Annotated in this window: 22 protein-coding genes and 1 tRNA gene; 15 read left to right on the forward strand and 8 right to left on the reverse strand. The window is 53.8% G+C overall.

Features of this window, described 5'->3' with window-relative positions:
• Positions 1 to 144 precede the first annotated feature (144 nt).
• On the forward strand, positions 145 to 1,500 hold the full coding sequence (locus AVZ66_RS00175) for an MATE family efflux transporter (protein ID WP_058984594.1): 1,356 nt from the start codon (positions 145 to 147) through the stop codon (positions 1,498 to 1,500).
• A gap of 51 nt (positions 1,501 to 1,551) precedes the next feature.
• Positions 1,552 to 1,624 (forward strand) — tRNA-Arg (locus AVZ66_RS00180).
• A 339-nt stretch (positions 1,625 to 1,963) separates the two neighbouring features.
• Here the strand turns inward: AVZ66_RS00180 and AVZ66_RS15535 are convergent.
• The gene (locus AVZ66_RS15535; protein WP_082678724.1) at positions 1,964 to 2,887 is read right to left on the reverse strand and encodes a TIGR02391 family protein; all 924 of its coding nucleotides are present in this window, start codon (positions 2,885 to 2,887) and stop codon (positions 1,964 to 1,966) included.
• A 215-nt stretch (positions 2,888 to 3,102) separates the two neighbouring features.
• On the opposite strand from AVZ66_RS15535, the gene AVZ66_RS00190 reads away from it, so the two are divergent.
• Positions 3,103 to 4,005, forward strand: a complete 903-nt coding sequence (locus tag AVZ66_RS00190; protein WP_058980644.1) for a hypothetical protein — start codon at positions 3,103 to 3,105, stop codon at positions 4,003 to 4,005.
• Positions 4,006 to 4,111: 106 nt separating this feature from the next.
• Here AVZ66_RS00190 and AVZ66_RS16025 read toward each other — a convergent pair whose 3' ends face one another.
• Complete coding sequence (locus AVZ66_RS16025; RefSeq protein WP_157575553.1) at positions 4,112 to 4,999, reverse strand: hypothetical protein; 888 nt, start codon at positions 4,997 to 4,999, stop codon at positions 4,112 to 4,114.
• A 362-nt stretch (positions 5,000 to 5,361) separates the two neighbouring features.
• Between AVZ66_RS16025 and AVZ66_RS00195 the strand changes: the two genes are divergently transcribed.
• The 3 genes from AVZ66_RS00195 to AVZ66_RS16825 all read left to right on the forward strand — a co-directional run bounded on the left by AVZ66_RS00195 (position 5,362) and on the right by AVZ66_RS16825 (position 7,894).
• Positions 5,362 to 6,579 carry a hypothetical protein gene (locus tag AVZ66_RS00195; RefSeq protein WP_058980645.1) on the forward strand — a complete coding sequence of 406 codons (1,218 nt, stop codon included), beginning with the start codon at positions 5,362 to 5,364 and terminating at the stop codon, positions 6,577 to 6,579.
• A gap of 152 nt (positions 6,580 to 6,731) precedes the next feature.
• Positions 6,732 to 7,499, forward strand: coding sequence for a ParA family protein (locus tag AVZ66_RS00200; protein WP_058980647.1), 768 nt, complete (start codon positions 6,732 to 6,734; stop codon positions 7,497 to 7,499).
• Positions 7,496 to 7,894 (forward strand): hypothetical protein, encoded by a 399-nt coding sequence (locus AVZ66_RS16825; protein ID WP_157575554.1) that lies wholly within the window; start codon positions 7,496 to 7,498, stop codon positions 7,892 to 7,894. Before AVZ66_RS00200 ends, AVZ66_RS16825 begins: the two co-directional genes overlap by 4 nt.
• A gap of 16 nt (positions 7,895 to 7,910) precedes the next feature.
• Here the strand turns inward: AVZ66_RS16825 and AVZ66_RS00210 are convergent, their stop codons facing one another.
• Complete coding sequence (locus tag AVZ66_RS00210; RefSeq protein ID WP_058980649.1) at positions 7,911 to 8,192, reverse strand: PadR family transcriptional regulator; 282 nt, start codon at positions 8,190 to 8,192, stop codon at positions 7,911 to 7,913.
• 758 nt (positions 8,193 to 8,950) lie between these two features.
• Between AVZ66_RS00210 and AVZ66_RS00215 the strand changes: the two genes are divergently transcribed.
• From AVZ66_RS00215 to AVZ66_RS00225, 3 genes are all read left to right on the forward strand, one after another.
• A complete protein-coding gene (locus AVZ66_RS00215) occupies positions 8,951 to 9,337 on the forward strand; it encodes a hypothetical protein (RefSeq protein WP_058980651.1) in 387 nt (128 codons plus the stop codon).
• A 156-nt stretch (positions 9,338 to 9,493) separates the two neighbouring features.
• Positions 9,494 to 9,778: a hypothetical protein gene (locus AVZ66_RS00220; protein WP_058980653.1), complete on the forward strand. Its 285-nt coding sequence runs from the start codon at positions 9,494 to 9,496 to the stop codon at positions 9,776 to 9,778.
• Between the two features lie 130 nt (positions 9,779 to 9,908).
• Positions 9,909 to 10,454, forward strand: a complete 546-nt coding sequence (locus AVZ66_RS00225; protein ID WP_058980655.1) for a helix-turn-helix domain-containing protein — start codon at positions 9,909 to 9,911, stop codon at positions 10,452 to 10,454.
• Here AVZ66_RS00225 and AVZ66_RS00230 read toward each other — a convergent pair.
• From AVZ66_RS00230 to AVZ66_RS00245, 4 genes are all read right to left on the reverse strand, one after another.
• Positions 10,451 to 10,630, reverse strand: a complete 180-nt coding sequence (locus AVZ66_RS00230) for a hypothetical protein (RefSeq protein WP_058980657.1) — start codon at positions 10,628 to 10,630, stop codon at positions 10,451 to 10,453. The genes AVZ66_RS00225 and AVZ66_RS00230 overlap by 4 nt on opposite strands.
• Positions 10,631 to 10,693: 63 nt before the next feature.
• Entirely contained in the window at positions 10,694 to 10,942 is a 249-nt protein-coding gene (locus AVZ66_RS00235; protein ID WP_058980659.1) for a hypothetical protein, read from the reverse strand.
• 650 nt (positions 10,943 to 11,592) lie between these two features.
• Positions 11,593 to 12,135 (reverse strand): hypothetical protein, encoded by a 543-nt coding sequence (locus tag AVZ66_RS16035; RefSeq protein ID WP_157575555.1) that lies wholly within the window; start codon positions 12,133 to 12,135, stop codon positions 11,593 to 11,595.
• Positions 12,136 to 12,168: 33 nt separating this feature from the next.
• Positions 12,169 to 13,218, reverse strand: coding sequence for a CBASS oligonucleotide cyclase (locus AVZ66_RS00245; RefSeq protein WP_157575556.1), 1,050 nt, complete (start codon positions 13,216 to 13,218; stop codon positions 12,169 to 12,171).
• Between the two features lie 381 nt (positions 13,219 to 13,599).
• Here AVZ66_RS00245 and AVZ66_RS15540 point away from each other — a divergent pair, with 381 nt between their 5' ends.
• The gene (locus tag AVZ66_RS15540) at positions 13,600 to 14,235 is read left to right on the forward strand and encodes an IS6 family transposase (protein WP_082678726.1); all 636 of its coding nucleotides are present in this window, start codon (positions 13,600 to 13,602) and stop codon (positions 14,233 to 14,235) included.
• A gap of 7 nt (positions 14,236 to 14,242) precedes the next feature.
• Here AVZ66_RS15540 and AVZ66_RS00255 read toward each other — a convergent pair whose 3' ends face one another.
• On the reverse strand, positions 14,243 to 14,767 hold the full coding sequence (locus AVZ66_RS00255; RefSeq protein ID WP_157575557.1) for a hypothetical protein: 525 nt from the start codon (positions 14,765 to 14,767) through the stop codon (positions 14,243 to 14,245).
• 221 nt (positions 14,768 to 14,988) lie between these two features.
• Here AVZ66_RS00255 and AVZ66_RS16040 point away from each other — a divergent pair, with 221 nt between their 5' ends.
• Genes AVZ66_RS16040 through AVZ66_RS00275 form a run of 5 tightly spaced genes read left to right on the forward strand, consistent with a single transcriptional unit; the run spans position 14,989 to position 21,843 of the window.
• Positions 14,989 to 15,246 (forward strand): hypothetical protein, encoded by a 258-nt coding sequence (locus AVZ66_RS16040; RefSeq protein WP_157575558.1) that lies wholly within the window; start codon positions 14,989 to 14,991, stop codon positions 15,244 to 15,246.
• Between the two features lie 60 nt (positions 15,247 to 15,306).
• Positions 15,307 to 16,809 carry a class I SAM-dependent DNA methyltransferase gene (locus AVZ66_RS00260; protein ID WP_058980668.1) on the forward strand — a complete coding sequence of 501 codons (1,503 nt, stop codon included), beginning with the start codon at positions 15,307 to 15,309 and terminating at the stop codon, positions 16,807 to 16,809.
• Positions 16,802 to 18,175 (forward strand): restriction endonuclease subunit S, encoded by a 1,374-nt coding sequence (locus AVZ66_RS15545; protein ID WP_082678727.1) that lies wholly within the window; start codon positions 16,802 to 16,804, stop codon positions 18,173 to 18,175. The genes AVZ66_RS00260 and AVZ66_RS15545 overlap by 8 nt, the downstream gene beginning before the upstream one ends.
• On the forward strand, positions 18,168 to 21,128 hold the full coding sequence (locus tag AVZ66_RS00270; protein WP_058980672.1) for a type I restriction endonuclease subunit R: 2,961 nt from the start codon (positions 18,168 to 18,170) through the stop codon (positions 21,126 to 21,128). Before AVZ66_RS15545 ends, AVZ66_RS00270 begins: the two co-directional genes overlap by 8 nt.
• Positions 21,121 to 21,843 carry a M48 family metallopeptidase gene (locus tag AVZ66_RS00275; protein WP_058980673.1) on the forward strand — a complete coding sequence of 241 codons (723 nt, stop codon included), beginning with the start codon at positions 21,121 to 21,123 and terminating at the stop codon, positions 21,841 to 21,843. The genes AVZ66_RS00270 and AVZ66_RS00275 overlap by 8 nt, the downstream gene beginning before the upstream one ends.
• Positions 21,844 to 21,976 lie beyond the last annotated feature (133 nt).

Below are 21,976 nucleotides of genomic sequence, written 5' to 3' on the forward strand. Positions count from 1 at the left end.
CGACTTCTCTCGTTCGCCGGCAACGCGTGCGGTTTGCCGGCTTTCTTCGAGCCGGAGTTTTCAAAACGGCGCGCCGCGTGCGTTGTCGTAGTGCCCGAAACCCGCTCGACGAGCAGCATCACCGAGGGCGACCTCGTCGGTCCGATGATTCGGCTCGCGTGGCCGATGGTTGTCATCCAACTCCTCCAGGTGATGTACAACCTCGCGGACACGTTCTGGCTGGGTCGGCTGTCCGGGCACGCCGTCGCCGCCATCAGCCTCGCGTTCCCGCTCGTGTTCTTCCTCATCTCCGTCGGCGGCGGGTTCACCACCGCCGGATCGATTCTCGTCGCGCAGTTCACCGGCGCCGACAGCGAGGGCTCAGCGGGGAAGGTCGCCGCGCAGACGATGGGGTTCGTCGTCACCATCGCGACGGTCCTCGGCATCGTCGGCCACTTCGTCACGCGGGACATGCTCGGGCTGCTGCCCGCACAGGCCGAGACTGCCGCCGTCGTCGTGCCGCTGGCCGGCGACTACATGGAGGTGTTCTTCCTCGGGATGCCCGCGCTGTTCGGCTTCTTCGTGTTCTCCGCGCTGATGCGCGGCTACGGCAACACCCGCACGCCGATGCTCGTGATGTTCGTCAGCGTCGCCATCAACGTCTTCCTCGACCCGTTCCTCATCTTCGGGTGGTGGGTGTTCCCCGAGATGGGCATCGCGGGCGCCGCCGTCGCCACCATCTTCGCGCGCCTCGTCGCCGCCGTCATCGGCGTCTACGTGCTCTTCTTCACGGACGCCGGCCCCGCAATCTCGCTGTCGCAGTTCGCGCCGGACTTCTCGATGATTTCGCGCATCGTCCGCGTCGGCACGCCCAGCGCCGCCGAGCAGTCCACGAGCGCGCTCGCGATGATCACGCTCACCGCGATGGTGGCGTCGTTCCCGCCCGCCGTCGTCGGCGCGTTCGGCCTCGGTAACCGCCTCATCTCGCTCGTGTTCCTGCCCGCGATGGGGCTCGGTCGCGCCACCAACACGATGGTCGGACAGAACCTCGGCGCCAAGCAGACCGAGCGCGCCGAACGCGCCGTCTGGCTCGCCGCGAAGTTCGCGGCGGGCGTGCTGTTCGTCATCGCCATCGCCGCCGCCGTCTTCCCCCGCCCCATCGTCGCCGTGTTCCTCAGCCCCGGCGCCGAGAACGCCGCCGCCATCATCGACTACGGGTCGACGTACGTCCGCATCCGGGCCATCGAGTTCGTTTTCGTCGGCATCGTCCAAGTCCTCCTGGGGGCGTTCCGCGGCGCCGGCAACACGAAGACCGCGATGGTGATTTCGATGGTGACGCTGTGGCTCGGCCGCGTCCTCACGGTCTACCTGTTCGCGTTCGCGCTCGACTGGGGCGCCACCGGCATCTGGGTCGGGATGGCGTTCGGGAACGTCACCGGCGCCATCGTCGCCGCCGCGTGGTTCACGCGCGGCACGTGGAAGCGCACGCTCGTCGACGCCGACGACACCGAGGCCGCCTGACCGCCCAGGACTCACAACCGTTATACCGTCGCCCCCGTTACCACACGCCGAGGGCGCGTAGCTCAGCGGACAGAGCACTTGGTTCCGGACCAAGATGTCAGGGGTTCAAATCCCTTCGCGCCCGTCATTCTCCATAACGATCCAAAATCAACAGACTGCAGTACGTTCCTTATAAAGAACGTCCGTCTGGCTCATTTGAATTCGTTATAACTCATAGCGGGGGTCGCCGCCTTCGTGCGGTTATCTAAACTAAACTCCGCCGAGAGTTAAACGTTAGGTAAGTACGACTCCGTTGACGACTCTCTTGTGTGGTCGAGACTCGCTAATGAATTATGCTAACCGGGTCCTGTGAGTAGGATTTACGTCTGGCGGTGTACTCTCGTCGTCGGTATCCTCGGCTGTGGCGCTATTCCATCCACTTGGTGGCATCAACCTCGTCAGTAGTGTCGTGCGCTCTTCGTACTTACTTGGAGGGGATGTTCCGGTCGAGCGTAGTGAGAAGATAATCGACTATGTGTAAGATATTCATCGCCTGTGTTGCATCTAACCCATCAAGATATTCCTCACCCTCTGGGTCAGGTGTTCGATGACTCAGAGGATTACGTATTCCTTTATACACTCCTTGAAACATGGCCATTATCCCTGACTGCTCACCAGAGTCTGAAGCAATTTGAACTTCGCCATTATCCGGGGCAAATGCCTCCCTGAAGAGCTTACTTCCTCCGTAGTCAGAAAGCGACTCGGGTGCGATTTCACGTACGCGTTCTTCCAATATCTGTCCGGCGAGTCGCGTACACTCGTGATAATTCTCTTGCTCAAATAGAGGCAAGCAGCGCTCGACAAGTTCTCCATCATGAAGCGGTACAGAATCTAATTCCGCTTCAGAAGATGACCGAATTTCATCAAAAAATGCCAACAGCTCCTCAGCGTTCCGACGATCCTCGTCTCCGGAATCATCCCGTTCCTCGTAGTAGTAAATATCCGGAGACATAGTTCCTAACGGTCCAAACGAAATCCTCTCATGATTAGCCTCAATTGTGAGTTCATCCAGTCCTTCTGACCTGTTCACAGTCCCGTTGTGAGACGTAGTAGTTTTGACCCCATTATTGAGTGATAGTTCAAGAGATCGGTGAATCTGATCATCTTGCTTTAGGTGATGAACGAGGAATTCTCGAATTTCCCCGAACTGAGATCGGTCTTCGAACTCTGCCTCCAGAACAACCCTAGAATAATTACTGCCTAAGGGATCGCAATTGAAGATTATCGTGTTTGGCGAAAAATCACCAGAGTGGGACATGAACGCCGTGATATGTAATGTTACTCTGTGGTTCCAATCCGGTTCGTAGTTTACCGACTCAAGATGAGTCTCCAGTCGATCAGGTATCATCTTAGGAAGAGGGCATAGTCCGATTCACAAATAAATGAAGTCTCCTACCCAACGGCAGACTCATCGAAAATCGTGTTGGACTAATATGGTTTCAACAGAATCTATTCCGCCTTCATTCGAAATCACACGGGATTGAGCCACTAAATTGATGCTCGGAAAGCGTATCGAATAGATTCTCGGTTAATCTTATCTGTCCATCACCAATCTTCACGGGTATGAACCGTGATGTTCGTCAATTCGTGTATCTAGATTCGGGGGCAGTTAACTCACTCTTGGCGTCCATGTTCATGGCTGTCCCTGAAACAGTCCGTGACGTAGCAGAAGAAAGTGAAGAGGAGGGCTCTCAATCAGAAGGTAGAGCAGGTATAGACCTCGGGAGCTTGCTAAATCTTGGCGGAAGTCATGCACGTTCAAGCTCTGAGACCGAACGTGAACTGTCGGAAGTTAGTAAGCGAGTGAACGACCAGTACCGGTTTTCCATCTTGATCGACTCCTTTGAAAACGACCATACCGACCCTGAAATCACCGATCTTACCAGTGATTCGGATATTGAGGACATCGAACTAGGTGAGCTTGTTCGAGTCGTAGGGTCTTGTCGGCCGGACCCACTCTATCCACTTCTAAGTGCGCTCCAGTACATCGTTGAATCCACCTCTGATGCCCCGCAGGGTGGTGGAGTTTTTGCACAGTTAATGCAAAATGCGTCTCAGCTTGGACAAGTAGAACAGTTTTACCAACTACTCTATCATGGTTGGATTGGCTTGGAAATTGACGCTCCAACCGGACAGTGGGGTGTCGCTACAACCGTTGACACTCAAAATATGTGGGTTGATCCGGATCGAGAATTTCGGAGTCAAAATGAGTATACGATCTTAGGCCGTGTCAGGGAAGTCAACGATGAGGAGACGATTTGGGACTTGATTGAGGCTCTTCGAATGATGGATTCTGTGTCCTCTGATAGCGAAAACTCAGAGTTTCGGGCAAAATTGGTTGGACGGGTCCTAGACTCGATGGACGAACAAAACGAGAGTGAGTTTGAACTTCCAGAAATCCACCCGGAGGACTTCATCTTGGAGGGGAAATCTATAGTGATTGACCCGATTGCAATCCACTGGTAACCGTTGTGACTGTAGTTAGCTGTCCAAATTTGGCGATGTAGAATCTAGCACTCTGGAGAGCTACTGACCGGCATGGAACTAGTATACTCCTCTTGCAGGCGAGGATTCATCCGCAGGAACTCACGTTAAATCCGTCTGTTAGATCATTTTTCGTTCTATCACTCAGTTGACTCGCCATTCCCGGTGTTGTCGGTGCTAGCCAACTGGAAGAGTTCGTGTGGTATCCACCAGCTACGTTGTGGAGTAGTTCATGCGTCATTATGGACAATCGTGAGGGATGTTTAGGACCAATCATTACGGTGCCGTCTTTCGAATCACCCATGATTATCGAGAATTTCCCGCCGGGAATTGCCTTCCCAAGTGTATAGGTAAAGTTGTCTCCCTTATTATATGGGAATCTACTTTCAACCAGAATCATCTGATGATATGCACACCGCCTATTTGCGCTAATGTTCCCCTGTACAGACTCTTCCCCACCATAGTACGCTCTTGCTAGGTTTCTCAGCTCTTTATACGAAATTGAGCCTACGCCATATCCATCCAAAGAAAAGTCTGTGACTATGTCTCCACCCTCTGGGGGTGTATCGTCGATATGTAGATCAATCCCGTTAGTACCGTCCGGATTCGCCACAGGCATCTCCGCCCAATAATCCTTTAGCTGCTGGATTTCGGAGTCCGTTAGGTGGGTAACATTCTCGCCGTAATTGATCTGGAGATAGAGGTCCTTCTGTAGGGGGTCACTCTCAGGGATACTCTTTTCACTAGATGAGTTTTGCACCTCCCAATTATCTAAAAGCCCATCACCATCTGTATCGGCTGAATATTTTGAGGTCCCAATCTTGGATTCATAGCTATCATTTAGATTATCACCGTCGGAATCCTTTATTTGGCTCTCTGCCATTCCCCCGGACGTATTTGGCGTATAGTATGACCCAGCTGCTACTGCAAGCACGAGTACAATAAGGAGTGCCACTACTGCCTTCCCCAGATTCATCTTTTATGGATGCTGTATCCTCAAACATATATCTGGTTGTGGACGTGCGCAATCAGATGAAAAACGCCTTGTGCCGGTTTGTTACGTCTTTCTTGCTCGGCAAGCATATCAGAGAAGTCGTACAAACCAGTTGTAACAGTAAAAAACTATACTGTCTGAGACGGTTGAAGCAAAGAAGCTAGTACAACCGTTTTAGATAGTAATGACCTCTAAGACGTTTGTTACAGTAAAACTGATTTCTGGAAGGGAGTGATTCAGTTCTAAGCTAGCTTGCGCATCGAAGTATCTGATTCCCGGCAATAATTTGGAAAGCCGTCACTCAGGGGAAGTACCAATATGTTGGACCAATAGGTCTCTTGGTAATGGCAAGGAATCGGAGTGCCCTATTCTTGGATCACAATTTCCTCGATTTGAAAAGGAAGAAACAGGATAAGATGAAGGACGAAATCTCATCGCTCACTTCTGAGGAGTTAGATGAGAACAGTACGGACTCTCTAGCGATAATCTTCTCTTCAAAATATACTCCCTCTCAGATTGAACTTCACGATGTCATCAAAAAGGACGGAGGGCAAGTTGAGAAAGAAGTTCGAAACCGGGCTGGGATTCCAAATATTGGTCGAGGTACACCCACTCGGAAATATGAGAGGCTGAAGGTAAAGTTCCAGTTTGACGGCGATAAGAAGCTGTTCCGTTACAAGCCCAGTAGCTTCAACTTCAGCCCTCCACTATACGATAAACTCAGAAGTAGCGAAGTTGTGAGGTACTTCGATTTTCGGACGCAGAACAGAGAGGCAGAAGAGGTGAAAGAAGAGCTTCGCTCTGATATCGAGGGCTGGAAGGATGATGTCCGGTGGTGGGTAGAAAACCTCAATTCCGACATCAGGCAGATGCGGGAGAAATCTGAAAACAAGGCGCGTTCAGCGATTGAACGGCGTCGAGACGAGGTTGAAACCAAGACAAAGGTCATGGAGGACCTCGGTGTCGATACAGGTGGTTCGGAGAGTCAGGGATTCATAGTTCCTGAAAAGAAGCGGAGTATCGAGCTTCCAAAACCTGATGACAGCAGTTCTCTGAATCTACTTCCAGACAATCATTATTTGGAGGTTCTCGGGATTATTGATGACTTGGGAGTGAATATCGAACGATCTGCTGAGAGGCTTCGTGATTTGGATGAAGAGTCCCTCCGCGATATTTTCCTCGCAGGCATCAACTCTCACTATGCCGGGATTGCACAGGGTGAGTCTTTCAACCGAGGTGGAAAAACTGATATTCTACTACCCTACGAGAACCGGAATCTGTTCGTTGCGGAGTGCAAGTTCTGGTCTGGGCAGGCACAATTTATAGACGCTATAGATCAACTCATAGGGAATCTAACGGTCCGGGATTCACACGCATGTTTGATGATGTTCTCTAGGAGAGAGGGGTTTAACGAGATACGTGCGAAGGCGGAGAAGGCGACAAAGAGTCACGAGCAGTTTGAGACAGAACTTCCGGGTTACGACAATCACGACGTATACCGATTCAACATCAACTCCGGTACACCCGTCAAGATTGCTGTCAAAGTATTCGACCTGAATTAACCGAGTGAGGTGAGGTTGACCATCCGGTAACTAGTTAGCTGTGTTTCTCCAAACCCGCGATACGAGTCTTGCACCGGTGAATTACGGATAAAGATACGGGTTGAAACGCGTCACTCCTAACGCCGGGACGCCCCTGCATCCTTTTGCAGCTAATGACTTCCAAGATCGCGGTTACGAACCAGAAAGGCGGAGTCGGAAAGACAACCATCGCCATCAACGTTGCAGGGGCACTCGCGGCCCGTAACCACGACGTCCTACTCGTGGACCTCGACCCACAAGGCCACGGAACAGAAGGACTGGGTCTACAAGCGAAGTATGAATCTGAGTCACCGAACCTTCACGACGTCCTGCTCGATCTCGACGACCAAGACCAGATTAACGAGCTGATTGACCAGCACGAAGAATTCGACGTTCTCCCGTCGAATATCGACTTGTTCGCTGCTGAATCCGAGCTAACGACCGCGATGCGTAGCCGTCACCGCCTCCAGCTAGCTCTCGACTCCCTCAACCACGACTACGATTTCATCCTCGTCGATTGCCCTCCGTCGCTCGGACAACTCACGGACAACGCCCTACTCGCGTGCGAGCATGCACTGGTTCCTGCGCTAGCGGAATCGACCTCTATCCGCGCGTTAGAGCTGGTCCACGGCCAGATGGCCACCCTCGAACAGAATTTTGAGACGACCATTAAGGAGATTGGAATCGTCGCAAATCGTGTCGAACCAGATGGACAGAGCGAGGAGATGATGCAGTGGTTCGACGACAACTTCGATGGAATCCCAGTCTGGGAAGTCCGCAAGCGGGTCGCACTGCAACGTGCATGGAGTGCCGGTGTTTCGATTCACCAGCATAGCGAGGACTGCGATATGGAGGCCGTATTCGAGTCGATTGCAACTCGGCTTGAGGAGGTCGCAGCATGACGGGACGAGATACTAACTTTGACCGTCTCAACGGGCGCTTCTCTGACGACGATAGCTCATCTAATACTGAGGAACAGCCTGAGACGTCTAGGACGGAACAGACAGAAAAACCGTCTGAACCGGTAAAGACAGAAAAACCGTCTAAAACGGTAAAACCGTCTGAACCGGTAAAAACGGAAGAAAGCGAGACTGGGACGGTGAAAGACCGGCCCCACCTGATGATGTATCTCCCGTCGGAACAGCTCGAAGAATTGGCTCTGACCTTCGACGAGCTTAATCTCCAGCACAAACGCGCACACGGGACTGCGTTAGAGAAAAACCGCGATTACTATCCCGCGCTCATCAAGGCCGGATTAGAAAACCGAGAACGCCTCGAAGACTTGCTGAACCTCTAGCCCCGCCTACGAAGAATTAGTCGTCGAGATCGACGTACTGTTGCTCCCAGTCCCGACGTGCCGCAATCTCTCGCTGGCCTCGTCGCGTTAGTGTGTAGTAGTTGGTGCGCTGGTCGAGTTCACCTTTATCGACGAGTCCCTTGTCTACGAGAGTGTCGAGATTTGGGTAGAGACGGCCGTGATGAATCTCAGACTCGTAGTAGTCTTCCAGTTCCTCTTTAACTGCGAGTCCGTGCGGCTCGTCTAGTCCCGCAATTGTGTAGAGCAGGTCACGTTGGAATCCAGTTAAATCATGCATACCACTTGAGAGAACCTGAAATACTTTGATTCTTTCCGTATTTGTGCCTTAGCGGTTGATTCTCAGAGCATTCAGAGAAATCAACAGAATGGTGCTGTGTAACCACGTTGTGGTTCTATATCTTGGTGAGTCCGAGAATCACCTAGCTAGACGCGGAATTCGTGTTTCGAGAAACGTGGACGCCTCTATTTGGGAGTGGCTTCCACGAGTTACCGAAAGGAGTGCTAGCAGACGGCGGCCACTTTCAGCGCGTCGTAACCGCATCTACTGCTTGTAGGTTTTCTTGGCTAAGGGTTTGCCCTATCATCGAAGAGTTAGTCCCACCGACGAGGTCGATCGTGCCGGAGCTGACGAACTACCTGTGAGTCTCGCCGGTCGTTCTGATAGACTCTGCTGTGTGTTCGTTCTTCGTGCGTAGGCATCGAACTCACAGGTAACTCCACTGCTGAGCCGCGATAGATATCTCTTCGTAAGTGATGCTATAGTGTGGTCTGCTGAATCGTTGACTCTCCGTCAAACGCCGAGTACACTTCGTTTCTGATATTGTCATGAGCGCAGAGTCGGTGCCGTATTGACCAAAACATTAAATAGGTATTCGGTAACCTCCCCGAGAGTAGAACAGGCGATACAAAACTCCTATGGTGTGTATTAGGGATAATTTGGGATTCAGTAGGTGGCTAGCATTTAAGTTTCAATAAGCAGAACGAGCAGGTGATGGCACACAACCATCAACCTCAATCGCTGAATTGCACAGAACCATGAACGCTATCGAAACTCGCTCCACGAACGAATCGCCCGAAATCATCAAGTCTGCCCGCTATCTCGACAGTTGCGGCCTCCACACGAAGAACCATAAAGTCCGGCAGGCGTTTGTTGACGTCCTCGAACACGTTGACGACCTCTCCGACAAGAACGTCTCCCGACGCGCGACCGGCTGCGGGGCCTGCACTCCGGACGTTGACGCTGACATCCTCCTCACATGGATTGCACAGGGTTCCGCGACCGAAACGATGTTCGTGAATTACCCGGACAAGGAGGCCGCTGAACTCGTCCTCGAAGCGGCCGACGACCTCGGTGTCGAATCGAGTTGGACGGGAGAAACCAAGGATTGTGTTGTTCTTGGCGACGACGGCTTCTACGCTTAATTTCGACGTCGTCTAGCTGGCGTACTTCTGACGGTCGTTGTTCTCGGTGGTACTTGTTCTGGTGTCGGTCGTGACGCAGTGGGGTGGGTTTGACAGTCGCGACGGGCGTGACGCAGTGGGGTAGGATTTGTCAGTCATGACGCCGTGGTGTGTTGTATGGTCGACCCAGACGACTACGAATCCGACCCCGACCTCGGTGACGACGAGGTTGCGCGTGTACGGGAGGAACTTCGGGGGCGACTGGACGAGGAGACGTTCGGGGAGCTAGACGTCGGGGAAGCGGCGGCGCTCACTATCCAGCAGGCGCAGGGGCGACAGACTATCCGGACGGTCGGGCAGGCCCTCGGCCTCGACGAAAACAAATCTGCGTGGGAAATTGTCGCGGGTACACACGAAGCCCTCGATCTCGATCCCGAGGCCGATGTTGACGGCGGTGTCTGAATCTGATTCCTGTTCTTAGGTCGTGTATCGTCTGAATTGGAGGGATTTAGACTCGCGAGACGGGGTGGGGGTCGCGGTCTAGCTAGTCGCGTTGTCACGGCTTATGATGCCGGCGGACTAACACGTCGATATGCCTGTCTCCGACGACGTAATTGACGGGTTGGAGGACCAGTATCTCGACGACCACTTGCTCGACCTACCGCGCTACCTTGACGTTCTGAAGCTCGCCTCAGACCCGACGCGATTTGCCCTCCTCGACGAACTCCGGGATGCAGGCAACGAGGGAAAGACTCCCGACGAGCTGGCCGCCGCGCTCGATCTCGACGAATCCGAGGTCTGCGACGATATCGGCGCGCTCTCCGAACGGTACCTCGTCCGGCGGTGGCGCGATTCGGACGAGGGCGAACAAGGAACGCACATGCACCTCGAAATCGGGGGATACGGCTTAGCCGCTCTCGACGCCGTTGAAGAACTTCTCGAAGCCGAAACGCGCGCGAATGAATACTTCCGGAGCGACGACGACCCCGGCAGTGGGGATGACGACGATGGAGACGACTCGCCGTTAACGCGTTATGGGCCTTATGACGGGCCAGCGGTCTCAGCTGTGCGGATAATCGAGTCCGGGTGCGACGACCCTCGGCGGTCTGATGGTACGGATGACACGGAGGACAGCTAGTTCTCGTCGTCTTCGGGGGCGTCTGCGGGTGGCATCGTGACGCCGTCGATGTCCTGCATGAGCGGGTCGTGGTCGTCTAGCTCAATCCCTAGTTCTAACGCTGACGCGGTTTCAGCTACTGAACGGGGAGAGCTGTTCTCTGGGTCGGGGTCGTCGTCGGAAGTGTCGTCGTTCATGCCTGTATGGTTGGGTTGCTGCATAACGCCAGCTAGCTAACGTACTCTTCTGTCCGATGGGGGTTACTGGACAAACTCCTTTGCGAACCCTTCAGCCTCCTCAAAGCCGTCAAAGAAATGGGTGTGTTCGCCCGTTTCGTCGTCAGGATGTTGGACTGCCCATTCTTTGTCCGTGACTTCCTCCATACCAGTACCTTCGACCCTGTAGATGATTACTTCTTCACCAGTCTCCGACTTCCGCCATCCCCGTTCAGCATTCGTATATTCCGCTCCAGCGAGAATTTCGTCGGATAGGGATTCCCAATCGCTCATACCTGAGCGTTCCTTCGAACGACCATAATACCATGCCGTTCTATGCAGGAGAGGGCAGTCGCTGGACGCCGATAATCAACCAGTCTGACCATTATCCAAAAGCAAATCATCCTAATTAGGTGGACGACGATGTGCTTGCAATCTAGGATAAGTCTAGAAGACGCAGTAAGTCGTAGTCCAGTATACACTATCTCCTGTGTCGTTTGTATCCACTACTGACGTTTCATTTCGTAGTCGATCTTACCGCTGCGATCTGAACCAAGACCATGTCAGAGATAGCATTCCGATTTTTCGAAGGCACCAGAAAATAGCGGACAAACTGAGCCCGAAACCAACCGTTCCGACATTCATCCCGATTTCTACCAGAATAGTTGCCCGTGGGAGAAGTCGGCCAATAAGAGGGAGAGATCGAAGAACTATGGGTGATTCTACAGCGAAGGGTGCCGACAAATATGCCGATAGCAGAGCAGCATCTGGAACTTTCAAGAGCCCGAGCCCAATTCCCAGTATCATCAAACAGGCTATCACCGGCAGATACTTTCGAACAACATTTCGCCCTCTTCCGAGTGTTGTCCTTGGAGAATTCGAATCCGTGTTCCGGGAATACCGGAGTGCAGAAATAAGGTCGTCAAGCATTATTTGTCAGTCTGTTATTCAAATAGCTCCTCAGCGATATCGTCTGCAAAGGCTTCCTGCATACCTTTCGACCCTTTTGTCCACTTGAGGTAGTGATACCAGACGCTGCTAACGTCTGGCATCTCTTCGTTCAGCTCCTCCCGCCGTTTACGGAACTCTTCATATTCCGCTACGATTGCGTCATCACGGTCGTTCTCGTACGGAACTCGCAACGACAGAAAATCTACGAGGTCATCAAACAAGGCATGGTATTGCTGAGCCGAATTTTGGAGACGATCACGCTTCTCACCCGGTTCAACTACTAATTGTATCCCGGAAACCACCGATACTGAGACGGCTAACACAATCATCTGCCAATTTGGGACGCCATCCCAGATTAGGCCATACGAGAGAACTCCGCCAATAACTGCGATGATGGATGAGAGTCCTAAACTAAGGAATTTGTAGAAATTAGCTGCTTTATAGTGCTGGTTGTACGTGTACCATGCACTCGATGCTTGGTCTAGCGTACGCTTTCGAACCCGCTCTCGCCGTTCCTCGGCGTCAATCGTCTCCATAGACAGTCCTATGAGTTAGAGAGGACATCCATATCAGTCCTGAAACCCCTCACCGTACTCCTCTCGAAGTTTTTCTTTCGCCTCCTGTGTTCGTCCTTGCTCCTTCAATCTCTTCGCTTCCTCAAGTGTTTGCGCAGCTCGCTTCGCTTTCTCTGCTGCTTCCTGCCTTTCCTCACTACTCCAGTGGTTATCGACAGCGCCGTCGTACACGGGCTCTCGCGGAGTGCCACGAACTCGTTCCGGAAGTGAGTCAACGAAGTCTCGCGCTAGGTCGTGATAGTTCTCTGGAACTGCTCCGCCCGTTTCGGCCTTTTCAGCGAAGTAGTTGTAGACCATCACCTCCATCGCGTATCCCTTAGTGGGAACATCGTTGTTCTCGGACCATTTCTTCATCACCCGAGTTAGCCCGGCAACTCGCCCATCATGCGCTTCATTTCGTGCGTCGAAGCGCTGCTTGTACGCTCTCGGATTCGTCCCAATCCATGACTCCTGTCCGTGGGTGTCTGGAATAGCGTACCCGTCACTGGCATCATTAAACAAGTTGAGTCCATCCCGTGGATGCTCCGCGTGCGGGACTTCGGAATACCGGAATGCCGGAACGATTTCGATGGTGGAATCGTGGTACTTCACCTGAACTGCATTCTGGTCAATCTTGACATCCGTCTCGGAAAATCGGGGGTCACTCTTTATCCGACGCTTAATCGCTCGTAGGCAATTTCGCGGCCCACTTTCCTGTTCAATCCAGTGCCGGTGTTCTTGCGCGTCAAGAACGACCATCATGTCCGCGTCCGTTTCTTCCGTCATCGGTCCAGTCACGGTACGCCGCGTGAAAGAACCGATAAGCCGGGAGTCGTGAACACCCAGTTCTTCTCGGAGAATCTCTTCCAAGACATCACGTCGGTTGGAGATTGTCTCGCCCTGTCGGTCGGTCAGACCGCTATCCTCAGCGAAATCGCGATACGATTCGTCTACTTCGTCCCCTTCTCGGATAGTATTCCGAATCGTATTGCCGATTTGTCCGGTGTCCGTCGATCCTCGACCACCACCCGAGTACGTGTGTCCGGTTTGATGTGTGTCGCCCATATTATACAACCTCCTTCTGGGAATTATCCGTCCAAACTCCGAGGGGAGTCTGCCCCTCACCTAATGTCGACGCGACCTCTGTTCGAAGCGACTCATATCGCGACCGTGAGACAATTGCAGGGACTTCTCTGAGGCTAACCCACGTCCGCCACTGATGCAGTCCAGATGCTGCTACAACCTGTGGCGGAAGTCGCTCTAACATCTGGGGAGCGAGCAGCCCAATCAAGAATATTTCTCGGTCGGGCATCTGGCAGACGACGTTTCGGAGGTCCTCCAGCAGGCTGCCGAATCCCGCACCACTGAGGAAATACTGGGTCCCGTAATAGGCGGCGGTGTTCAGATAAGGATTGAAAGGTGAGGCGGTGCGGTTTTCAGGTGTCCATGCCAGAAAACGCCCGCCTCAGCGGTTGTTTAGACCAGATCGACTTAGAGTTTGTTGAACGAGAAGCGACACCGCAGCTGCTGATGAAGCTCAGTATTCAGCTCCACCTTGCTGGACTCTCACTTTCAAATACTGTCTCTATACTTGAGATATTCGGTGTCGAACGAGCACGCTCCACCGTCCATAACTGGGTTCACAAAGCCGACCTACAGCCCGAGTCAGGACGGAGTCCGGATCACGTTGCCGTTGATGAAACCGTGATCCGACTCAATAACGAGCAGTACTGGCTGTACGCTGCTGTCGATCCAGAAACAAACGAATTGCTCCATACAAAGCTTGAGCCGACGCGTACGAACGTGATTGCTCGCTCGTTTTTCGCCGACCTCCGCGAGAAACATGATGTCGATAATGCCGTGTTTCTCGTTGATGGTGCACCCACGCTGAAAGACGCCTGTCAACGACACGGCCTCCGATTCCAATATGAAAAACACGGGAATCGGAATGCTGTCGAACGTGTCTTTCGAGAGATAAAACGACGAACCTCATCGTTCTCGAACTGTTTCAGCAACGCCGCAGCAGATACCGCCGACGATTGGCTCAGATCGTTCAGCTTCGCATGGAATCAGCTTATCTGAACACTACCTAATAGGCATAGAACTCAACACCGAGGAGGTCGAAAACGCGGCTAACGATTTGCCACTCCTCGATATTGACACCCTTCAGTAGCGGGATGAGTTCGATGTCGGTTCCGGCCAGTTCTTGCGCCACTGCGACAGTCCTGTCGAGGTATCCTTCAATACGGTCACGACGTTCCGAGCGGTCGGTTTCTTCGTAAACTGGAACGTCGCAAGGGATGTGGAACGTCGGATTGAATTTGTGGACTAGCTCGGCTTCACGCTGCCAATCTAACCCATCGAGATATTCGTCATTCACCGTCGTTGTGGTCGCTACTGCGACCTTCTCGGGGAAGAGCGTTGAAGCCGTTTCACCCCGGCGGATGAATGGCTCAATATCACTCATACGGACGAGAACGACCGTGCCTTCCGGACAGTTTTCTACAAACTGGAGGTGGGCGTTGTACGGTTCAACCAGAGGGATGCATCCGCTCGGTGCATCGGCTGTGGTTACGAGGTTTGGAACAGACTGTGGGGGTTCAGAGTCAGTCATGCGTCGTTGGTCTCCCGGCTTGTTTTCTGAACGAGGCGTGTGGTTTCAGGGTGCCTCGGGTTCAGTGGGAGATACTCTAGCATGGTTCTGTCAGAGTATAAAACTAGGCCTTCAGAATATCTCTTCATCCGCTCGCTTAGGCTCACCTAGTCCTTATTTCGGAAGATTCTGCAATAGGTGAGGGAAAAGATACTTCGTCGTCGTAAACTACGAGATTGTTAATGAATCGGCGTGGTGGAAATCAGGGGATTCCCTCGTGGATTTGGCTAATCATAATCGCAGCGCTTGCCATTCTTGCTGTTATCATCATCACTGCACTCAGTGCAGGTGGGATGGTCGATAGCTTCCTTACCGACCTCGGGTTTGAGGGAGTTGGTAATGATGCAGGGGCCTTCGTCGCTGGCGGCATGTTCCTTCTGCTAATCGTGCTGATTCTAGGGAGTATTGCCGTGATTTTGCGTTCCGTCTCCGAATTATAGCCGTCGGTTAGTGTCCTGCTCACCGCAGAACATATAGTGGTCCGAAGGGACCTACACGGTATGCCTCTCTCTTTGGATGACCTCGAAACGCACTTGTTCAAGTGTGCGGACATCATCCGCGACGCCGTTGACCCGACCGACTACAAGGAGTACATTCTGCCGCTGGTCTACTACAAGTCTATCTCCGATGAGTTCGAAAAACAGTACGCTGAGAACGTCGAGGAGTACGGCGAAGACTTCGCCCGCCGAAACAACCTCTACGACATCCCGGTCGTTCCTGAAGGCTATCTGTGGGCGGATATTCGCGCCGTCAGCGACAACGTCGATCAAGCCCTGAACGAGGCCTTCGACGCACTCACCGAAGAGAACCCCGAGCTAGCTGGCGTCTTCCGCGCGGACTACATCGACGCGGACGCGCTCGACGACGACCGTCTCGGCAAGCTAGTCGAACACCTCTCGAAGCACGACCTCGACCGCGACAGCATCCCCCCAGACATGCTCGGAGAGGCGTACATGGACCTTGTGCGCCACTTCGCAGAAGAAGAGGGCAAGTCCGGTGGGCAGTTCTTCACGCCCCCGCACATCGTCAATCTCTGCGTTCGCCTCGTCGATGACTTCGAGGACGGAATGACGTTCCACGATCCAACCGTGGGTTCTGGTGGGATGCTCATCGAGGCCGCGCGCTACTACCGTGACGAGCAGAGTAGTGACCCGACGAAGCTGACGTTCACCGGGCAGGAAATCAACCCGGATATTGCGGCGATTGCGAAGATGAACCTCTCCATCCATGGACTGGATGGCGAGATTCGGCGCGAAGATTCCCTCTCGAATCCTGCCTTCACGAACGACGAGGAGAACGAGCTGACGCGCTTCGACCGTGTGCTAGCTAATTTCCCGTTCTCCGCTGATTGGGCGAAAGACGACCTCCAAGACGACCCGTACGGGCGCTTCGACTGGCACGAAAAACTCCCACGTGCCGACCGAGGCGACTACGCCTTCATCATGCACATGGCGAAGCAGTTGAAGCGTCCCGAACGCGATGAGGCAGGGGGGAAAGCCGCTATCGTCATCCCTCACGGCGTGCTGTTCCGCAAGCACGAGTCGCGGTATCGGGAGTACATGCTTGAGAATGATATGGTGGAGGCCATCGTCGGACTTCCCGAGAATCTATTCCAGAACAATTCGATTCCCTCCGCAGTCCTCGTATTGAACACGGACAAACCCGCCGAACGCGAGGGCGAAGTACAGTTCATCCACGCCGCAGACGAGGCGTTCTACGAGGAACTATCGAACCAGAACGAACTCACCGAGGACGGCCTCGACCACATCGTTGAGAACTTCCGCGAGTGGACGATCGAAGAGCGCGTTAGTCGCACGGTGTCGCTCGGTGAGATTCGAGAGAACGACTACAACCTCAACATCGCGCTGTACGTCGATACCACAGAGCCGGAGGAGGATGTTGATGTGGCGGAGGAACTGGCGAAGTTACGCGAGTTACAGGCTGAACGGGATGAGATTGAGGCGACGATGACGGAGCATTTGGAGGCGTTGAGCTATGAGTGAGGACGCTACGTTAGACGAGTTTGTGAAGAACGAGGAGAACCCCTCAAATCTTGAACTCGGCCCTATCGAGATTAATATTCCCCCGAAGTGGGACTCAGAAGAACTTTCTGACCTGTTCAATCTCATTTCTGGAAATAATTATACCGGGGAACACCTCTCCGAGGAGGATAACGGAGGACGGGTATTTCTCACGTTAAAGTCGGTGAACAAAGGAGGGGGATTCAATCAGGATAGTATAAAATACTATACTGGAGAGGTGAACCAGAGAGAAATAGTCGAGCCGGGCGAGTTACTAATCGCAAATACAGATGTTACCCAAGATGGAGATATTGTAGGGTATTCGATTAGAGTACCAGAGTTTGAGTCAGAAAGAGAAATTGCGGCCTCTATGGATTTGTCTATCCTTCGCCCGAAGACCAAGGACGTGAATTTGCCGTATATTGAGCATCTCCTCCAGACTGAATATATTCATTCTCGAATGAGGGCGTTTAGTGCTGGTTCAACAGTTCTTCATCTAAACACCGACCTCGTGAAGTCGCTCTCTCTGCCACTCCCACCACTCCCCGAACAGCGCAAAATCGCCACCGTACTCTCCACGGTTGACCGGGCGATCGAGAAGTCTGAGGAGGTCATAGCACAGACAGAACGCCTTAGAGAAGGGGCGATGCAAGACTTATTCTCTCGTGGAGTTCGTGGTTATGATGATTTCCAAGAGACGAAGTATGGCATTATCCCGGCCAGTTGGGAGGTTAAGCCAGTACGTGAGATAGCAGACCGAATTGGTTCTGGTGGAACTCCGAATACAGACAAAGAGGGGTACTATGGAGGAGATATTGAATGGGTCAAAACAGATGACTTGAATAGCGGGTTAGTTGAATCTGCTAAAACTACAATAACATCGCGGGGGCTGGACGAGTCAGCGGCTAAATTATTCCCCGAGGGTACAGTCGTGTTTGCGATGTACGGCGGTGCATTAGGGCAGAATGGCCGGTTAGGAATGGAGGCGGCTATGAATCAGGCTTGTTGTGGAATCGTCACTGACGAGTCAGAGATGAACTCCTACCTCCTACACCAGCAACTCATCCATCGAAAGAAACAACTCACCGCTCTAAGCGCCGGAACTCACCAGCAGAATATTTCCCAATCTATGATTGAGAAGTTCGAGGTGTTTGTCCCCCCTCTCGATGAACAAATGGAGATGGTGGATATTCTAAAGAGTATAGAGAGGACGATGGAGGCGAACACGAACGAAAAAGAGCGGCTAAAGCGACTCAAGCACGGTCTGATGCAAGACCTCCTCTCCGGAACAGCCCGCACGACCGACACTAACATAGAGGTGCCCGAGGAAATCGCGCAGTATGGTTAGCACCCCATCCGAGGGCGGCGTCGAACGCTCGCTTCTCTCGTGGCTCGACGGCATCGGATGGGAGACACACGGACAGGACGGCGACCGTGGTGCAAACGTTCTTGATGAGGCCTACGAGCGCGACAGCCACGAGGTCATCTACTGGAACCTCTTCGCCGAGCAGGTCGTCGCGTTGAACGAGGATGTGACCGAGGATAACGTCGATAAGTTCGTTTCTTCCCTTCGTCGCGACCTCGACACCGAGAACCTGATGGACGGAAACCGCGCGTTCTACCAGTTGCTCACCAAGGGCAAGACGTTCAACGTCCAGCGCGATGACGGCACGACCGAAACCATCTACGTTGACCTGATTGACCACGAGAATCCCGAACAGAACCGCTTCCACGCGGTCAATCAGTTTTCTGTCTCGCGTGAGACGACAATTCGCCCGGACGTCACTCTGTTCGTCAACGGGATTCCGCTCGTCACGATGGAGCTGAAGAGTCGCGCACAGGACAACGACTGGCACGACGCTGTCAGCGACCTCAAAGCCTACGAGGACGACGTCCCTCGGCTGTTCGTTCCCGGTCTGTTCAACGTCGCTGCCGACACGATGGAACTGCGCTACGGTGCGGTCGGCGCTCCCCGCGAGTTCTATGAACCGTGGAACGACGCCCCGGCAGAGTTCGAGGACGACAACGAGATGCGGCAGGCGGTGAAGGCGCTCTGCAATCCTGATACGCTGCTGGACCTGCTGAAGAACTTCGTGTTCTACGAGCGGCGTGCTGGTGGTGACGCGAAGATTGTCCCGCGCTACATGCAGTATTACGCGGTCAATCGTATCCTCGACCGCGTTCGTCGGGGTGAACACAAGCGCGGGCTCATCTGGCACACTCAAGGGTCGGGCAAGTCGTTCACCATGCTGTACGCTGCTGAGAATCTGCTCTCACAGCCGACTGTCGCGAAGAACCCGCAGGTGTTCGTGATCGTCGATACGGACAAGCTCAACAGCCAGATGCGCGACCAGCTAGCGAACCTCTCGTTGGAGCAGTGGACGGAAGCCGAGAGTATCGACCACCTCCAGCAGCTCATCGAAGAGGGGCAAAGCCAGCTAGTCCTTACGACGATCCAGAAATTCGAGGACGTAGACCCCGACGTCCAAGGCAACGACGAAGTCGTCGTCATGTCCGACGAAGCCCACCGCTTCATGGAAGCCGACCTCGGGAGTCGCCTCGAAGCAGCGCTTCCCGACTGCTATCACTTCGGCTTCACCGGCACCCCTGTCCGTGAAGGAGAGAAACACGAGGACCGCAACACGTTCCGTGAATTCTCGCCCGAAGACGAGGACTACCTGCATCGCTACTCTGTCAAGCAGGGTATCGACGACGGCCTGATTCTGCCCGTCTACTTCACACTGCGCCACGAAATGGAGTGGGAGATAGACGAGGCGGGCTTAGACGAAGAGTTCGAGCAGGAATTCCGTGGCATGACCACGGACGAAAAGCGGGAGGCAATTCGCGAGAACGTGACTGCGACGACGCTCGCAGAAATTGAACCCCGGGTCAATCGTGCTGTTGCGGAGATTGACCAGCACTATGGCGACCACGTAGCGCCGAACGGGTGGAAGGGGATGGTTGTGACGCCGAGTCGCCGGTCAGCCGCGATGTACGGTGAACGGCTCATCGACCGGCGTGGCGAGGACGAGGTCGAGGTCCTCTACACCTCAACGAAAGACGATCCCGAGCTAATCCAGCAGTTCCACACCGACTCCGAGGAGCGTGACAGCATCGTCAAGGCGTTCAAGGAAGACGAGAATCCGAAACTCCTCGTCGTCCACAACATGCTCCTGACGGGGTTCGACGCGCCGATATTGAAGACGATGTACCTCGACCGGAACCTGAAAAACCACAACCTCATGCAGGCTATCGCCCGCACCAACCGGCCTGCCGAAGGAAAGGAAAACGGCGAGATCGTGGACTTTCAGGGCGTCTTCGAGAACATCGACGAGGCGTTGGACTACGACGCCGAGACGAAAGCGTACGCAGCCCGTGACAAGGACGACCTCTACGACGACCTCGTAGACCAGCTAGACACGGTGATGGGAATCTTCGATGGAATACCGAAGGAGGACACCCAAGAGGCGACCTACGAGGCCGTCGAGCGTGTCAGCACTCACCCGGAACGTCGTGAGTTCAAACAAGGATTCCGCCGGCTGCAAAACCTCTACGAGGCAGTCGCTCCAGACGGCCGGCTCGTCAGCGAAGGCATCGAGGACGACTACAAGTGGCTCAGCCGGATTCACGTCGCGTTCAAACGCACGGCGTCGGGCGATGAATCCCCGGAGGAAGACATGCGCGAGAAGACGCGGGATATCATCAACGACCACGTCGAGATTACGGATATCAAGCGTGACTTCCCGACGTACAAACTGGGCGAAGAGTACCTTGAGGACGTCGAGGGACTAGAGAATCCCGGCGTGAAAGCGTCCCAAATCGCCCACGCAACCCGCGAACACCTTCACCCTCGGGAGAATCAGAACCCTCGATACAAGCGGCTAAGCGAACGCGTGACGGATATCGTCGAACGCTGGCAAGGGGACGAAATTAGCGACCCCGAGGCTGTTGAGGCACTGAGATCAGTTGAGGAGGACGTCCTTGAGGTCGAGAAAGAAGCTGAAGAACAGGGGATGGGTGATGCTGAATTCGCAATCTACACCCATCTTACCGAGGAGACACCAGACGCAATCGAGTCCGAAGAGCAGGCCGAAGAGATTGCTGCTGAGATCGTCTCCCAATTCCGTGAGCGCGTGGACCGAGGCTACCACGGCTGGCAGACGAACCAGCAGACCATCGCTGAAATCGAGCGTATTCTGCTAGACGTCCTCGTGAAGGAACGTAATCTCGGGTCCTTGATTCAGGATCACGACGACTTCATCGACGTGATGCGGAACTACCTCATCCGAAATCATGGCTAAAGCCGACTCACGGTCGATTGACCTCTTGGGGAAGACCGTCGAGTACGATGTCCAACGTAGTACGGAGGCCTCGGAGCCTCGGATTGATGTCGATATTCACGGTGTGACTGTTGTCCTCCCTGATTCGGAGGAAGTCCAACCGGCGACGTTGCTCAAGGAGAACGCGGCATGGGTGGTGGACAAACGGCAGCAGTATGAGGCTCACCGGGAGCAGGTGCCTGACCGAACGTTTGCGGCCGGGGAACAGTTTCCGTATCTGGGGGAGCCCCGCACGCTGGTTGTGGCGCCGTGCCGGAAACACTCCGTGCAGGACGACACAATCCGACTCCGCCAGAGTGCGGTTGAACAGTCCTCGGTAGAGCAGGTACTGGAGAACTTCTACCGTGGTCGTGCCCGAGACTATCTCACGGATCGAGCTGACCACTACGCCGAACAGATGGGCGTGGACTACGAGGCATTAGAGCTGCGGAATCAACGGACACGGTGGGGGAGCTGTTCGACAAACGGGACGCTTAGTCTGAATTGGCGAATTATCATGGCACCGCCTGATGTCGTCGATTACCTCCTCGTCCACGAATTAGCACACCTAACTGAACAGCATCATGGCGAGGAGTTTTGGAAGCTTGTCGCGGATTATGTGCCGGACTATCAGGCGAAAGACCAGTGGCTCACTGAAAACAGCGTGAAGCTGATTTTCAGCGAGGACGATCTTTAGCAGTAGTTGCCTTGATTCGGTTTGACTGGAAAAGTGGAACGCTTGAATCGGTAAGTAGAGATGCGAACGGACCGCCAAATCTTCTACCAATTCCCTTCGATGTACTCGCTGTCCTGCTTAATTGAGAGCGCGT

Origin of the sequence: Halobacterium sp. CBA1132, from assembly GCF_001485535.1 — an archaeon.
GTDB lineage: Archaea > Halobacteriota > Halobacteria > Halobacteriales > Halobacteriaceae > Halobacterium.